17 protein-coding genes are annotated in these 16085 nt (G+C 39.5%); 3 read left to right on the top strand and 14 right to left on the bottom strand.

Annotation, left to right across the window (positions count from 1 at the left end):
* Window positions 1–101 precede the first annotated feature (101 nt).
* A complete protein-coding gene (locus tag ACTHN6_RS03450) occupies window positions 102–488 on the top strand; it encodes a RidA family protein (RefSeq protein WP_440434316.1) in 387 nt (128 codons plus the stop codon).
* On the opposite strand, the gene ACTHN6_RS03455 is transcribed toward ACTHN6_RS03450, so the two are convergent.
* From ACTHN6_RS03455 to ACTHN6_RS03490, 8 genes are all read right to left on the bottom strand, one after another.
* Complete coding sequence (locus ACTHN6_RS03455) at window positions 475–1410, bottom strand: aldose 1-epimerase (protein WP_440434317.1); 936 nt, start codon at window positions 1408–1410, stop codon at window positions 475–477. The two genes, ACTHN6_RS03450 and ACTHN6_RS03455, sit on opposite strands and share 14 nt — an antisense overlap.
* A gap of 1 nt (window position 1411) precedes the next feature.
* Window positions 1412–2557 carry a glycoside hydrolase family 130 protein gene (locus tag ACTHN6_RS03460; protein WP_440434318.1) on the bottom strand — a complete coding sequence of 382 codons (1146 nt, stop codon included), beginning with the start codon at window positions 2555–2557 and terminating at the stop codon, window positions 1412–1414.
* A gap of 117 nt (window positions 2558–2674) precedes the next feature.
* Window positions 2675–2965, bottom strand: a complete 291-nt coding sequence (locus ACTHN6_RS03465; RefSeq protein WP_440434319.1) for an isoamylase early set domain-containing protein — start codon at window positions 2963–2965, stop codon at window positions 2675–2677.
* 114 nt (window positions 2966–3079) lie between these two features.
* Window positions 3080–3820 (bottom strand): 3-keto-disaccharide hydrolase, encoded by a 741-nt coding sequence (locus ACTHN6_RS03470; protein WP_440434320.1) that lies wholly within the window; start codon window positions 3818–3820, stop codon window positions 3080–3082.
* Between the two features lie 85 nt (window positions 3821–3905).
* Entirely contained in the window at window positions 3906–4931 is a 1026-nt protein-coding gene (locus tag ACTHN6_RS03475) for a hypothetical protein (protein ID WP_440434321.1), read from the bottom strand.
* Window positions 4932–4989: 58 nt separating this feature from the next.
* Window positions 4990–5679, bottom strand: a complete 690-nt coding sequence (rnc, locus tag ACTHN6_RS03480) for a ribonuclease III (RefSeq protein WP_440434322.1) — start codon at window positions 5677–5679, stop codon at window positions 4990–4992.
* A gap of 15 nt (window positions 5680–5694) precedes the next feature.
* A complete protein-coding gene (gene fabF / locus ACTHN6_RS03485) occupies window positions 5695–6951 on the bottom strand; it encodes a beta-ketoacyl-ACP synthase II (protein WP_440434323.1) in 1257 nt (418 codons plus the stop codon).
* Window positions 6952–7029: 78 nt separating this feature from the next.
* On the bottom strand, window positions 7030–7266 hold the full coding sequence (locus ACTHN6_RS03490; protein ID WP_090662606.1) for an acyl carrier protein: 237 nt from the start codon (window positions 7264–7266) through the stop codon (window positions 7030–7032).
* A 160-nt stretch (window positions 7267–7426) separates the two neighbouring features.
* Between ACTHN6_RS03490 and ACTHN6_RS03495 the strand changes: the two genes are divergently transcribed.
* Entirely contained in the window at window positions 7427–7855 is a 429-nt protein-coding gene (locus tag ACTHN6_RS03495; protein ID WP_440434324.1) for a GNAT family N-acetyltransferase, read from the top strand.
* Here the strand turns inward: ACTHN6_RS03495 and ACTHN6_RS03500 are convergent.
* The 6 genes from ACTHN6_RS03500 to ACTHN6_RS03525 form a co-directional block, all read right to left on the bottom strand.
* A complete protein-coding gene (locus ACTHN6_RS03500; RefSeq protein ID WP_440434325.1) occupies window positions 7850–8332 on the bottom strand; it encodes a YcxB family protein in 483 nt (160 codons plus the stop codon). The two genes, ACTHN6_RS03495 and ACTHN6_RS03500, sit on opposite strands and share 6 nt — an antisense overlap.
* 16 nt (window positions 8333–8348) lie before the next feature.
* On the bottom strand, window positions 8349–9980 hold the full coding sequence (locus tag ACTHN6_RS03505; RefSeq protein ID WP_440434326.1) for a hypothetical protein: 1632 nt from the start codon (window positions 9978–9980) through the stop codon (window positions 8349–8351).
* A 10-nt stretch (window positions 9981–9990) separates the two neighbouring features.
* On the bottom strand, window positions 9991–11574 hold the full coding sequence (locus tag ACTHN6_RS03510) for a hypothetical protein (RefSeq protein ID WP_440434327.1): 1584 nt from the start codon (window positions 11572–11574) through the stop codon (window positions 9991–9993).
* 75 nt (window positions 11575–11649) lie between these two features.
* Window positions 11650–12456: a glycosyltransferase gene (locus tag ACTHN6_RS03515; RefSeq protein WP_440434328.1), complete on the bottom strand. Its 807-nt coding sequence runs from the start codon at window positions 12454–12456 to the stop codon at window positions 11650–11652.
* A 2-nt stretch (window positions 12457–12458) separates the two neighbouring features.
* Window positions 12459–12923, bottom strand: coding sequence for a hypothetical protein (locus ACTHN6_RS03520; RefSeq protein ID WP_440434329.1), 465 nt, complete (start codon window positions 12921–12923; stop codon window positions 12459–12461).
* A 195-nt stretch (window positions 12924–13118) separates the two neighbouring features.
* Complete coding sequence (locus tag ACTHN6_RS03525; protein WP_440434330.1) at window positions 13119–14456, bottom strand: exopolysaccharide biosynthesis polyprenyl glycosylphosphotransferase; 1338 nt, start codon at window positions 14454–14456, stop codon at window positions 13119–13121.
* A gap of 306 nt (window positions 14457–14762) precedes the next feature.
* Here ACTHN6_RS03525 and ACTHN6_RS03530 point away from each other — a divergent pair, with 306 nt between their 5' ends.
* Complete coding sequence (locus ACTHN6_RS03530) at window positions 14763–16073, top strand: Gfo/Idh/MocA family protein (RefSeq protein ID WP_440434331.1); 1311 nt, start codon at window positions 14763–14765, stop codon at window positions 16071–16073.
* Window positions 16074–16085: the final 12 nt, after the last annotated feature.

Below are 16085 nucleotides of genomic sequence, written 5' to 3' on the forward strand. Positions count from 1 at the left end.
ATTTCAAAACAAAAATACTATGCAGCCAACAGAGATGTTTAAAGAATATAACCCATAAATGTTTTGACGGTAAATTTGCTGTTCTTAAATACCAATTAAGCATGTCAAAACAAATTGTACAAACGGAAAAAGCGCCGGCGCCAATAGGGCCTTACAGCCAGGCAGTAAAGGCAGGCGGATTTTTATTTATAAGCGGACAGGTTGCTATAAATCCGCAAACAAACGAACTGGTTACCGGCAGCATTGCTGAAGAAACCCGGCAGGTTTTAGCAAATATTGATGCTATTTTAAAAGAAGCCAATCTCACCTTTCAGCATGTGGTTAAAACGAGCATTTTTCTAAGCGATATGGGGTTGTTTTCCGAAGTGAACGAAATATATGCCGGTTATTTTAATGGCGATTTCCCGGCAAGGGAAACCGTGGCCGTTAAAACATTGCCCAAAAATGTAAATGTAGAAATAAGTATTACCGCAGTTATTCAATTATAATTTTAAAGGTTGTTTTATAAGAAGTGATTTGCCCGGGCTCCAGCATTGCCAGGCCCATTTTATTATTAAAGGCATCCGGCGCGGCACTTAAATTTTCTACAGCAATGCTATTGCGGTGTGGCGGTATGTATAACTGCAGGTAAGGATAAGATTTTTCCGGCAGGATAGTTAGCTGCAAACCAGAAGCATTATTGCGCAAGGTGCATGCCGGTAAATCATTTTCATTTAACAGGAAACAATTGTCGAGGTTTATTCCTGCAATTAATTCAGGTTGCTGAAATTTATCGTAAGCAATCATTTTTCCTGTTGGAAGCAGGCGGCTGTTAAATTCAAGCATCCTGTTGCTGTTTATTTTCATCAGCAGTTCATCTGCTTTACAACCTAATGTAAAGTAAGGATGCCACCCATCGCAAAGCGGCATTGCGTCAGCAGCGTTGTTTTGTACAATTGTTTCGACAGATAGTTTGCCCTTGCTTTCAAGCCTGTAAATAACAATGCAGGAATATTTAAACGGGTATCCTTCGTTTGTTTTTGTATAATCATATTGAAGTGTTACAATAGCCGCATTTTCATCGGCGCCATAATCGGTTATTGTAAAAACAGCATCGTACAGCAAACCATGAATGGCTTCATCGCCTAACGAGAATTTGTTGATGGTATATTGCTCCCCATTCACACTATACTTACTGCCAGCCAGCCGGCAAACAAAAGGGCTGAGCCTGGCGCTCTTAAACCCGTTTGTAATATCTTCTTTTGCATTTTCAGGCGAAGAAAAACCATCAATAACGTTGAAGCCGTTTAATGAAAAGCAGTTAAGCAATGCTCCAAATGCATATATCTCTGCACTTATTTTTTCTGCATTGTTTGCTAAAAGAATAACAGGGAAAATTCCGTTTTTATTTACCTCAACACTAAATGCCATTTCAATTCTTTTTTTGTGCAACTGCAATTTTTGAATCCGCTGTTCCGTAATAAAGCCACCAGTTGTTTTTGTAAAGAGCCAGGCCTTCGGCAAAGCAAACATTATTTACTTCACCGGAAAATTCATATGGCTGCTCGGGTTTTAAAAAATACGTATTCATCCGGTCGATTATTTTGGAAGGATTGTTTTTGTCCAGCAGCACCTGGCTAACAGTGTAGGTACCTTCCGGCAGGCTGGTATCTCCGATAGAGGGAATATTCCTGCTGTTATAAATAAGCAATATACCCTTGCTTGTAAGCATGGCCGGCGGCCCGCTTTCAACAAGGTCGCAATCAAATGTATGTTTACGCACAGGTACGGCAACCTGTAAGGTGGAAATATTATTGCCTGCATATATGGAATCTAAATTTTTATCAGGCGTTTGTTGTAAAGGTGTCCAATGAATCAGATCGGTTGAAGTGGCGGTCCATATATATTTATCACCCCAGTACATATAATACAAGCCATTAATTTTCGAGGCAGTTATTTTATTGCTTCTATAACCTGATACGATGGAGCCTGACTTAGACCATATATTTTTATACACGCTATCGCTGAAAACCGGGCCATGTTTCGTCCAGTGCACAAGGTCTGTTGAAGTGGCAATCATCAGCCTGGCTACTTTGCCATCATAAGCTGTATAAGTGAGATAATAAGTGCCTGAACTGTCTTCCACCAGGCGTGGATCTTCGCAGCCACCGGGCCATTCGTATTTTTTATAAGCATCATTCTCAGGATATAAAACAGGTGCATCGTTTCGCAAAAAATGAATGCCATCAATGCTTTTCGCCAGCCCGATGCGGGAACACCCGGCGCTGTCCTGCGCCCTGTATAACATGAATAATGTGTCGTCTTTAACCGCAACTGCCGGGTTAAAAACATTTTTTGCTTCCCATTTAACTGCTTTTTGCTGTACGGGACAATTAAAGACGCGGTCACCGGGCTGCATTACCGGATTCACAGAATCTAATTTGTTAAACGGCAGCAGCCATGTGCTGTCAATTACTTCAGCGGATCCGCTTTTTTTCTCATTGGAATTACAGCCTGTAAAAAAGATTGCAACGGGCAGCGCAAAACAACAGGCCAGCTTTTTAATAAAAGATATCATAGGCTGAAATTAATGAAATAAGAAATGGAATCTTAATTCAAATAAATTTCTTTCAAGCCGTAAGCCGCTGTATGAAAACCTATAAATAATGTAAAGCAGAAAAAACGGAGGTTCTTTTTAGATGTTGATTACGCTGTTGCTTCCGCCAAAAATGTTTTGATTTTCACCGTCAGCCTCAGGTTCGTTTAACCAGATATTGTCGTTTACGAGGTATTTAAATTCGTGGTAAGTGTTTTTGGGAAGGGTAACATCGCAGGTAAAACTGCCATCTTTTTTCTTGCTCATCACAACTGAATTTTGCCAGTCTCCGTTTAAACCTAATATTTCAACAGTTTCTGCATTATCAAAATTTACGGTGAATTTTACTTTGGAGTAATCTTTTGTTTTGTAATAGGTTTTTTGTACCATGTTGAAATGTTTTTTTGATTCAGTGTTAATAATGCTGCAAAGAAAAAGTAACCCAAATTAAAATATGTACTTTATACACGATTGTTGATAAAACCCTAATAAGAGCAAGCCAAACTATAACTGTTTGATTTTGATATTTCTAAAACAAACGCCGCTGGATTCAACGCTGCTATGTGACGATTGCAACCCTATATGCCCCGTTTTGGAAGCACCGTAACCGGGTGCATCTTTCCATTTGCCTGTGGCTTTTTCTTTTTTCCAGTCATCATTCCACAAAGTATAAGACACCACTTTTTTGCCATTAAGCCAATGTTCTACATTACCATTTTTGACAACAATTTTTGTTGTATTCCATTCGCCGGGTTTATTGGCGGCTTTAATGGAAGGTGGCTGCATGGCATAGTTGGCACCGGTTTTTTGCCATTCTTCTATTTTTTCAGGAAAGTTATCATCATCTATTAACTGGTATTCAGGGCCGCTTAAAAATGTTTGGTCATAATCCTCCGTTACAAGATACAGGATGCCGCTGTTGCCTTGGGGAGATATTTTCCAGTCGATGCTCAGCTCAAAGTTTTTGTAAGTGCCATCAGTTATCAGGTCAGCATTGCCGTTATCTGCTGTAAAACTGCAAAGCATACCATCCTGCGCTTTCCAGCCGCCCGGTTTATTTTTAAATGTTCTCCACCCGGTTAATGTGTTACCATCAAAAAGCAACTGCCATCCATCAGACTTTTCCTGCGGGGTTAATTCATTATTTGCTACTGTATCTTTTTGCACGAATAATGTATTGGCTTTAGCCTGTGTAAAAACCAAGCCAGAAAAAAGGCCAATGATTAATAAGGTGAGTTTTTTCATGTTAAATATTTAAAGGATAATGATGCCGGGCCTAAAAGTAGTAATAAAGCAATAACACAGGCCAAACAAACATTTCTTTTATCAGCTAATGGCGGGCATACCATAAGCTTGCATAGGGATCGCTAAACAAAAATTGCTGAAAACGGCTTGAGAGTGAATCCTGGCCTTCACCATTGGCATGCAAGCCATCGCTGCTTAAAGTCTTTGTCCAATAAAAACCATCGGTTTTTCGGGGAAGCGAATCGGCCCACTGGTAAAACCCCCAGGTAATCATGGGTGCTAATGGTTTTTCACCGGTATAATTCAGGCTATCTTTCCCATTAATCTGGTCTTCAATTGCCCATTTGCAGGCCCATCCAAAATAATAGGGTGAAGGCTCGGTATTCCAGGCGGGGCCAATATTAAACGTTCTCGGCCTCCCTAAAACATACAAAACCTTTAAGTTTGGGAAAACTGCCTTCATTGTGCGCATGCAGGTTTCAATTTTAAGTTTGATAAGATCAGGCCTTTCAGGAAATTTTCTTACTGTTACACTGTCGTCGGTTTCCAGGTACACTACCTGTACCTGGTTAGGAGTTGAATTGTGCAACTTAATTATATCCAGCACATGCGTCCAATAGTCTGATGTGCTGTCGGCAATAATAAAAAGCGGCGCCCTGCCTGCAGGTTGATTGCCATTCATCATCTTAAGTCTCGGATTTACAGCGGGGTTATCTTTCGTTTTATCAATAAGCGCTGTCATATTTTTACCGCCGGTGCTCGCGCCCAGTGAAATAAATACAATATAGCCATCGCTGGAAGGATTGCCGTTTTCATCCCTGGGAATGATAGCTTTACTGGCTTCCAGCAAATCCTGCGCATACTGGCCCGTTGGTTCATTCAAACCGTTAGGATATAATCCTCCCACATAACCCATATACAGGTTTTTGCCAAGATCATTTAAAGGGATAGATGAAGCTGTATCGTATGACATGCCGGGCATTGTATCAATTGGCACGCCGGATGTATCTTCGCCGCCGGGTTGGTTATTATCAATTATCCGGGGCTGATAATTTTTGTTGCAGGTTATAAATAGCAATAATATAATGAATACGGGTAGTATTGCTTTCATAGAGTATTTTTTGATTAAAAACGAGGCTGAAGATACATAAAACCCGAAAGTACCTGTTCTACAACCCCAGTTTCTCTATCGCTGCCTGGGCCGCCAACTGGCTGGCGTCTTTTTTATTATAACCTTTTCCCTGGGAAAGAGCATTACCATCCAGCACCACGGCAATGGTAAAAACACGCCTGTTGCCATCCAGTTTTTCATGTATAGTTTCAAACTCCAGTTTTTTGCCGTTTTTGCTGGCCCAGCCAATGAGCTTATTTTTAAGATTGATATCTATTTGCTCAAGGTCTTCTATAAAAACATAAGGTAAAATAATCTGGCGTATAATCCAGCGCTGGGTTTTTTTATAGCCTTTATCCAAGTAAACTGCCCCCACAAGGGCTTCGAGCGTGTTGCCAAAAATCTGGCTTCCTTTAAGAAAGTTGTCAAATTTATTATAAAGGGTAAGTTTTTTTATACCCATTTTAAGTGCAATATCATTTAACTGCTGCCGGTTTACCATCTTACTCCTCATTTCAGTAAGAAAGCCTTCACCTTTGTAAGGATAACGTTTAAAGAGATAGTCTGCAACAACGGCGCTTAAAACAGCGTCGCCTAAAAATTCAAGCCTTTCGTTGTTTTCATCGGCATTTTCCTTTACAGAACGGTGGCTTAATGCTGTGTAGTACAAAAAATAGTTACCGGGCTTTATGCCAAGCACGTTTTTAAGCTGCTTTTCAAGGCGGCTTGTTTTGCTTGATTTAAACAAATATTGTATCAAATATTACGGTATATATTCTTTAAAAACAACGCAGGCGTTATGACCTCCAAAGCCAAAATTATTACTTAGAGCCGCCCTTATTTTTCTGCGTTGCGGCTTGTTAAAAGTAAAATTTATATTGGTATCAAATTCAGGGTCGTCTGTAAAATGATTTATGGTTGGCGGTACGATACTTTCGTTTATGCTTTTTATGCAGGCAATGGCTTCAAGGGCGCCGGCTGCGCCAAGGCAATGCCCGGTCATAGATTTTGTTGAGCTGATGTTGATGCTTTTGATATATTCTCCAAAAACATTTTGTATGGCCTTTACTTCAGCAAGATCGCCGAGCGGCGTAGATGTGCCATGTGTATTTACATAGTCAATTTCAGATGGCGACATATCAGCATCATCCAATGTAGATATCATTACTTTTTTTGCACCCAAACCTTCGGGATGCGGTGCGGTAATGTGGTAGGCATCTGCAGAAGCGCCGCCCCCGGCTAATTCCGCATAAATTTTGGCGCCTCTTTTCAAGGCATGGTCCAGGCGTTCAAGCACGAGGATGCCTGCGCCTTCGCCCATTACAAAGCCATTCCTGTCCTTATCATAGGGCCGGCTTGCGGTTTTAGGATCATCGTTTCTTTCGCTGAGTGCTTTCATAGAGCTAAAACCGCCCAAGGCCGCTTCGCAAACACCCATTTCAGAACCGCCGCATAAGATGAAATCAGCTTTATTCAGCCGTAAATGATATAAGCCCTCAACCATGGCGTTATTGCTAGACGCGCAGGCACTCACTACGGCAAAATTTGGCCCGCGCAAATTGTATCTTATGGATATATGGCCTGCACCTATATCACAAATTATTTTGGGGATAAAGAAAGGAGAGAATCTCGGCGTTCTGTTATTAGTGCCATAATTTATACATTCTTCCTGGAAACTAAGGAATCCGCCAATGCCGCTACTGAAAATAACACCGCCACGGTCCGGATCGTAATTTTCTGTTTCAAGGCCGGCATCAGCCATCGCTTCGTCTGCTGCGGCTATGGCCAGCTGTGCATAAGGATCTAATTTCCGGGCTTCTTTTTTGTCGATATAATTCAGTGGATCAAAATTCTTAACCTGGCAGGCAAACTGCGTTTTGAATTTTGAAGTATCGAAAGTATTAATATAGTCAGCGCCTGAAACACCATTTATGAGGCCTTGCCAATATTCATTAACATTATTGCCAATTGAAGTTAAGGCGCCCATTCCGGTTATTACAATCCTATCGTATTTTGGCATTTGTTAGAGGGGTAAAACTAAAAATTCGCCTGTTATGCAAACACACAACAGGCGCATTAAATTTAGTAACGAGTAAAATTATTTTGCGTGTTCTTCCAGATAAGTTACAGCCTGGCCAACAGTTGTAATTGTCTCTGCCTGCTCATCAGGAATGGAAATATTGAATTCTTTCTCAAATTCCATAATTAACTCAACTGTATCAAGAGAGTCTGCTCCAAGATCATTCGTAAATGAAGCTTCATTAGTTACTTCAGCTTCTTCAACGCCTAATTTATCTACTATAATCTTTTTAACTCTGGTAGCGATGTCTGACATTTTAAAAAGTTTTGTTACGGGGCAAAAATATAATTTTTACCTAAAAATAAATTTTTTCGATAATTTTTGTTTTAGTTTTATTTCAACATCTTTTGCTGCCGTTTATACCAGGTTATAAAATTAAATTTTGTATAACTTTCTTTCTTAAAACAAAAAGTGTATGGCTATAAAAGTGATTGATCATGGCTCTGATGATTATAAACAAATGATTGCTCTGAGACAATTACTTTTACGTAAACCACTTGGCCTTAATTTTAGTGATGATGAACTGGCTGAAGAAGAAAGTGATATTTTGATAGGATGTTTTGATGAAGATAAACTTGAAGGCTGCTGCCTTCTCACAGAAAGTGCACCAAACGTTTTACGCCTGCGCCAGATGGCTGTGCTATCAGGATTGCAAGGCAAAGGTGTGGGCCGTGCCATTTTGCAGTTTGCTGAAAACATAGCGCGGGACAGGGGTTATAAAAAGATGGTTATGCATGCCCGTAAAACTGCCATTGGTTTTTATGAAAAATTAGGATATATAATTATGAGCGAGGAATTTATTGAAGTATCAATACCGCATTATTTGATGGAAAAAAACCTATGATTTTCCTTTCCTGATATTATCCTGCAGCAGTGTTCTCACGCCGGATGTTTCATCGCTCCCAAGATTATTCTTCGGAACAAGAAAAAATGATTTTGGCGAAAAATAAAGATGAAAAAAATAAGGTGTTTCAAAATAATTGCTAAACCTGTTCCATTCCCACTCCACCCTTCCTTTATCATTTTCCAGGGCTATATAGGAGGATTGAAAGTAGATGGTAAAGCTTTCTTTAAAAGTAAGCGAACGTTTATATACAATAGCCGGCATTAAAAACCAGAAAGAAATGAGAAAGAAAAACCAAATAAAAGCACCTAATAAAAATGGCTGTGGATGTATTTTCCCCGAAAAGTATAATACACCGGAAATAATGTCGAACAGAATAATAACAATGAACAATAACTTTATTTCCCGCTGTGCAATAAAGTGGTAGCGCAGCGCCTGGAGCACTTTCTTTTTGTTGTACGAAAAACTAAAATGCATTAGCTGTAAACGATTATTAGAAATCGTGGTAAAGATTGTAAAGACTGGTTTTAATACCAAAAGAAAAATAAAGTTCGGACTGGTTTACAATGGAAGACTTCCTGCTGCGGTAAGCAATACTTGCCTGAACGCCCAGCCTGTTTGCAGGATTTATGAGGTAACCTGCAGTAAGTTGATTATAGGAATATTTTGTTTTAATGCCCTGCCCTGTCTTGGTACCGAATTGCGGTATATTTTCTTCGCCTCCCCATAAATCTTCGCCATTATTGTATGGAACCCCGGGGTTTTCGCCACGCACCGTATAAAGATTTTCAAGTGAGCCATACCAGCGTTTATTGGCATAATTAAACAGCGAAATAACTTCGTTATAGTTGGCTGCAAAAGGCGTGGTAAGCGATTGATAAAAATGCGTGTAGTTTAAGCTGATATTATTGCCCACACCATGGCCGTAAATGTAAGGCCTTACATTATTCCATTCCAGCCGGTGCGATAAACCCTGCACATTAAAAATGTCTTTATTCCATATACCTAACTGGAAAGCATATTTATTGCCGTAGAACTGAGAATGGTTATCCAGTGATTTTTTAATAAAAATATCATCCAAAGCCGCCTGGCCATACACAAACCCTTTTTTATATATTTTGTATTTTATATTAAAACCCATCATTGCATTATCGGGAGAGCCAAGCGTGAATTCCACAGGCCGCAAAAAAATAATCGGGTTAAGATATTGCACATCAAAACCCCTGTTGAAATTGGTATCCTTTGCAACCCAGGTAACTTCATCAAAAACACCTATCTGTAATTTTTTCGTATTAAAGCCCAGATAGTGTATAGTGCTGTATTTAGGCTGCGGCCTTCCATCTACTTCATACCAGAAATTATTGGTATAATGGTTATACAGAACATTATAGGTTAATTTCCATAACCGTGCCTGCAAACGCACATAAGGGTAGTTGTTTGCGTTATCAGACAGCAATAAACTTCTATACCCATCCCCAATAAAATTTTTACCATAACCGCCGGCTATTAAAAGGTGGTTATTAGGTGTATAGGTTACATTGAAATTGAAATTGGTATAGCTAAACCTGTTGTCTTTTGTAAGTTTGGCGGAATTTTCTCCCGGGATAATATACCTGCCAGAGGCAGGATCAAACCGGTTATATTTTGCATAGATAATGCTATCTAAGTATTGAGGATATTCATTTAGATTGGTAATTACACCAAGGTTGAATGACAGCTTTTTATTGAAGGTGGCCTGCATGTTTACTCCGGCTGCAAAGTTTACCAGCACGCCGTTTTTTTCATTTGATTTACCAAGGCCTGCATCCAGGTATGGGTCGAGTGTAAAAACACTGTTTTGGCCAACTGCTCTTACCATGTTGGTATTCAGCAGATCTCCTTTTAAAGCTGATCCCAGGCCAAAAACACTGTCCTGCAATGTTGATTTATGTATGATATTCAACTGGTCAAGCTCCAGCCAGTTTTGAGAACGGAAACCTGTGAAAACAGAAGAATCTGCATCCATCAATAATTCGCTTAACCTGTTTTGAACGTTTTGATTCAAGGGTATTTGCTGCGCATGCAATAAACTGCCTGTGCCCAAAAAAGCGAAAAAGCATATTGATAAATACCGCAGTTTTTTCAAAGCATTGTATTTAAAAATCATAAATAAGCTTGCGGAAAGTAAAACGAACGCCTAAATAAAAATACACGTCTTTGTAATTGTTTAATTTATTGGATTCCTTCCTGTAAACAGCACCGGTTTCCAATCTAAGGTTCGTTTTTTTGTTTAAAATATAAGCCAGCCGAACGTCGCCATAAAAAAGTTTCGTGTTTAAGCCCTGGCCTGTTTTAATGTTATCGCTTGTTGTATGTGTGTAAAGCGGCTTAAAAATATCGCGGCCATAATTAATTAAAGCAGATGAATCGTTGCCGTAACGCGCCACCATAGTTTCAAGTCTTGCATACCATCTGTTATAAGTATAATCAGCCACTAAAAGGCCTTCTTTAAAATTGGCGCCAAGCGGATGGGCGAGTGACTGGCCGTTGTGAGTATAGGCTGTGGTAATTGTGTCTGATGCATAGCTGTATGGCCTTACGGTATTAAATTCAACTTGCGCATTTAAATTATCTACCTTAAACAGGTTGCCTGCGCGAACGCCTATCTGGAAACCGTTTCGTTTCTCCCAGTCTTCACTGCCGCTTTTATCCAGCATAAACTGGGCATAAGCTGTAACGGTGGGCACGATTGTATATTTTACGTTCAACCCATATATATCATTATTTTTTAAGCCTGAAGGCGATTCAGATGCATGGGCGAAAATAATAGGGCTAAAATGCGTTAAACCTAATTTAGTTTCACGGTTTGCATTTTCCATTGAAGAAACTACTACATTGAAAATGCCAATGTTTAAATTTTTGGTGGCATGCCAGTCGAGCAAATAAGTTTGCCCCCATTTACGTGGATAACCGGCTGCATAAATGTTCTTATCCTTATTAACCATATATTCTGAGTACATCACAGAATATTGAAAATTGCCAAAAGTTAAAGCTGTTCGGAAATAAGGATAATTAATATTATAATCACTGAGCAATAAAGAGCGATAGCCATCGCCTATAAAATTTCTGCCATAGCCAAGATCAAACAGCACATGCTTGCCGGGCGTGTAAATAAGTTTTGCAGATGAATAACTGAAATCAAAACCTTTATCGTTAAACCCTTTGTAGCTGTTTTCAAACGGCACCACCCGGCTTTTTCTTATAAAGCTATCTACGTAGCCCGGAAAGTTAGCCTGGTTTTCATAAATCTCTGTCTGGAAATAAAATTTATCACCAACATTCCCGCTTAATTGAAAGCCTCTTGTATTGGTATAGATAAATCCTGATTTATCGGCATTCCTGGTTGATGTTGGAATTTTACGCTGGGTAGCGCCTGCAAACTCATCAAAAATGATATCGCCGAAAATATTAAAATCAGGCTGTTGTACCTGTAGTAAATGCTCTTCAAAAAACTTGCGGTATAACCATGTGCGATTACTTTTTTGATACATGGAATCTGTATAAAGAACCGGCTTCCAGGCTGTATGGGCAAAGGTGTCGGTATTGTATAAAACAGATTGCTGGTTAAAATCATTGGTAACGCGTAAAACCGGCGCCTGGGCGTTTAAGTTTAAAGCAGACAAAAGCAAAAAAAGGCAGAATAAAAGTAACAGCTTGTTAGCATTTTGTGTGTTGCTCATTCAGAAGGCTGATTTGCTGAAGCGGTAAAAGTACTTATAAAAATGATAAATACTTAAACGTGATTTTAGGCTGAATTATTTTACCAGCAATAACTGTAATTGAGAAACGGATTGGGTAACGGCCAAAACTTCGGTTATATATTGCTGCATTATTTTATCAAGGCAGAGATGTTTTTCTGCATAGCTTCTTGCATTTATTTGCAGCGTATTATCATTTGTTGCAAGTGCTTTTTCAATGCATTTCTTTAATTCCGTTACGTCTTCAGGCAAACATACAAGACCAAGATTATTATTCACAACCGTATTATATAAAGCTGAGCCTGCTTCCGCAGTTACCGCAACAAGCCCGCCCACAGAACAAATGTTACCAAGCTTTGACGGCATAACAAGGTTGGCCACACCGGCTTTTTGTATTATAAGATGCACATCTGCCATATTTAAAAATTCGTTCAGTTTTTCTTCCGGCTGCAGTGGCAGGAAAAGTATATTATCAAGTTTTATTGCAGCAGCCTTCTCTTCCAGCTCCATTTTATAGGGGCCTGTGCCGCAAATAATGAACTGGGCCGCCTTTTGTTCCTGCTTAAACTTCTCTGCTACCAATAATACATTTTCGAGGCCTTGTTTCTCTCCAATAGCACCTGAATACAGGATAACGGGCAGATGAGCCTTTAAACCAAAAGCTTTTTTTAAGACTATATTATTTTTTATGGGAAAGAAATGGTTTGTATTAGTCCAATTAGGAAACAGGTATATTTTTTTATTTGTTTTTGTTTGCAGCTTTTCACGGATGCCGGAGGAGATGGTGCTTATTCTGTCGGCTTTCCTTAAAATGAAACTTTCAATTTTAAACAATATGCCGAGCAGTTTTTTAGACGAAATCATATCTAACTCTTTTGCGGCATCCACCTGTAAGTCCTGTATATGGTATAACAATTTCGCTTTTGATATGGATTTATACAAAGCAGTAATGGTAACGGCGGGGCTACCGTCATTACATACTCAAACTTTTTGCCGGCAAGGCCGATAAGTTTAAAAAAGACGGAAATAAAAAATGTGAAATCAAACAACATTCTTTTTGCACCGGTGGGGTTTGCCGGCGTGTAATGAGGGCAGCGATAAACCGTTATTTTATTATTACCTGCTGTAATTTTTATTTCCCTGGTAAATCTTTTATTACGCTTATTGTACGGGGCCTGCACTTTCCAATAAGGATAATATGGATAGGTAGAAATTACGGTGCAGTCAAAGCCGTTATCAGCTAACCAGTCAATCATTTCGCTGTTATAACGGCCAATGCCGGTAGGTTCAGGGTAATAGTTTCCTGTAATGAGCAGTAGTTTTGAGTTCATGGATAAGCAATCTTTTATAGCAAGCAAGGGCTTTGTTGAAATCGTTGTGGTTGCCGTAATTTCTTTAGCCGGTTTCTGCTATGGGTACGAATACAAATGAATAAAAATTTTTTAAGAACTTATAAGGCTGTATAAAAATTGTTGGTGTATGAAATATATTTTCCCGGCAACGATAAAAGCTTTTTGGAAAGCATTTTAATAAGCCATTTTATCTCCTCTTAAAATAGCAATAAATGTAAAAATCATAATTTTAATATCAAGCAAAAGGCTCCAGTTTTCCATATACCATATATCATGTGCAACACGCTGTTCCATGCATTGTATATTTTTTATTTCACCCCTGAATCCATTCACCTGCGCCCAGCCCGTTAAGCCGGGTTTTAAATAAAGTCTTACCATATAATGATTTACCGCGTTGCTGTATTGTTCGGTGTGATAAAGCATGTGCGGCCTGGGCCCTGCAATGCTCATATCGTCCATAAATACATTTAAGAATTGAGGGAATTCATCAAGGCTTGTCTTTCTTAAAAACCTGCCAATCCTTGTTACTCTGCTATCTTCTTTAGTGGCCTGGCAAAAGTTGGAAGCTTCATTTATATGCATGCTTCTGAACTTAAGGCATGTAAAAGGATGATTATCCCGCCCCGACCGAACCTGAGCAAAGAAAACAGGCCCTTTACTGTCAAGTTTAATTAACAGGCTTACCAGCGGTATAAGCCATGAAAGCACAAAAACAATAACGAGCGAACTTACAAGCAAATCAAAAGTTCGTTTAAGCAGCCGTTTGTAAAAAGATTTCAGGGGCTCTTTATATTGTTCCAATACAGGCATTCCGCCTATGTAGTTAACATGATAAACGCCCTTTTCAAAACTTTTATCAGGCGCAATAAAATTAACCCTGATGCAATATTTCTCAGCTTCCCTGGTTAAGGCGGCAAAGGGCACATGCTCTTCATGTTGCATGGAAACATACAGATCCCTTATGCGGTTTTTCCTGGCAAAGCTTATGTATTCTGATAAAAGCTCGCCTTTCACGCTTTCATTTTTAGTGTTGTATCCTGGGTGCCCGGCAATGTTATGGTAAAGACTCAGGTTTAATTTACTGGCAAATTCACGGGCTTTATCATCATAACCTATTACTGCAATACGCCGGTTTCTCTGCAATAATTTTTGTTTGAAAAAAGCAATCGAAACAGCGTGAATAAAAATTACGGAAGCAGCTAAAGTGTAAATCGAAAACAATATAAAGAAGGCTGTAGCCGGAAGTTTAAAATATAATGACGCTAAAGTGGTAAGCAGGTAAATACTGCTAATGAATACCATCAAAGCTTTCCTTTTGCTGGTAAATAATTTTTTATTGCCTGATTTTATAACCTTTGGCAGGTTAAGGTTTATTGAAATGAAAACTGCGTTTAGAAGGCAAATGGCTATTTTAATGTAAGCGGCAATATAGGTATCGCTTATAAAGAATAGTGATATGGCAAGCAATACATTTAAAAAAGCAATTCTGTAAAAAGTCAGTTGCCTATACATACAGTATTGTATAGCAGGAATAAGTAAGATTGTTTTTTGATAACTGATCCCGAGCTTATTGACGCCGTGTTAATATAAAACGTGAAAAAAGATTAAACGTTCCCTTTGCCTATTAAAAATTAAAGCTTAAAGCGCAGAATTATTTAAAACATGCTTGTTTAAATAAATTCAACTGTATATTTAAGCCATCATTAATTGTATTGCCTGCAATTGTAAATAAGCTTAAGATGCTTGCTGCACTTAAACTTGAACCTGATAATTGTATGTAATACTTTTCTATAACCTGAAGTAACAAATACAAAACAAATGAAACGCAGGCATTTCCTTCAATCATCATCAATGTACCTTGCTGGCGCTGCATTGATTCCAACAACGTTGTCAGCAGCTACAAAGAAAGTTTCAGCAGCCGATAAAATCCGCGTTGGTGCCATTGGCATAAACGGCATGGGTTGGGCCGATCTTACCACTATGCTCAAGCATCCTGAAGCAGAATGTATTGCTTTGTGCGATGTAGATAAGAATGTGTTGGATAAACGTGTTGCAGAACTGAAAGCCAAAAATATAAACGTAACGGCTTACAGCGATTACCGCAAATTATTGGAGAATAAAGATATTGATGCAGTTGTCATTGGCACACCCGATCACTGGCATTGCAAGATAATGATAGATGCCTGCGCTGCCGGCAAAGATGTGTATTGCGAAAAACCGGTTGGCAATTCAATAGTGGAATGTGCAAGAATGGTGGATGCCCAAAAAAAATATAACAGGATAGTGCAGGTGGGCCAATGGCAGCGCAGCAATAAGCATTATGCTGATGCCATGGATTTTGTGCACTCCGGCAAGCTGGGCAATGTGCGCCTTGTAAAAGCCTGGGCTTACCAGGGCTGGATGAAATCCATTCCTGTGCAGCCTGATGGCCCGGCCCCGGCAGGTGTTGATTATAATATGTGGCTCGGCCCTGCAGAAAAACGGCCTTTCAATCCTAATCGTTTTCATTTTAATTTTCGCTGGTACTGGGATTATGCCGGTGGCCTTATGACCGACTGGGGCGTGCACATGATTGATTATGCATTGCTTGGCTCAAAGGCAACTGTTCCAAAAAGCATCATGGCCAGCGGTGGAAAATTCGCTTATCCAGATGACGCCGAGCAAACGCCCGATACGCTTACCACCGTTTATGATTTTGGTGATTTTAATATGCTTTGGGAACATGCCACCGGTATAAATGACGGGCCTTACCAACGCGATCACGGGGTGGCATTTATTGGCAACAATGGAACGCTGGTAGTTGATCGTGGCGGATGGGAAGTAATTCCTGAAGTGATAAATGGCAGCAATAAAATGGAAGCGGTTGCCCGCCAGCCAAAAGTTGATGACGGTCTTTTACTGCATACAAAGAATTTTTTAGATGTAATAAAATCGCGCAAAACGGAAGATTTGCATTGCCCGGTGCAGGCGGCTGCACATGTGGCAACGGTTTGCCAGATGGGTAATATTGCTTTCAGGGTTGGTAAAAAGATTTACTGGGATGATGCAAAGAAAAGCTTTACCGATAATGAGGCTAACGATTTGCTCGCTGCCAAATATCATAATGGATATGAACTGCCAAAAGTGTAACTTGATAAAAAA

The sequence above is a fragment of the Parafilimonas sp. genome (genome assembly GCF_051953455.1).
GTDB lineage: Bacteria > Bacteroidota > Bacteroidia > Chitinophagales > Chitinophagaceae > Parafilimonas.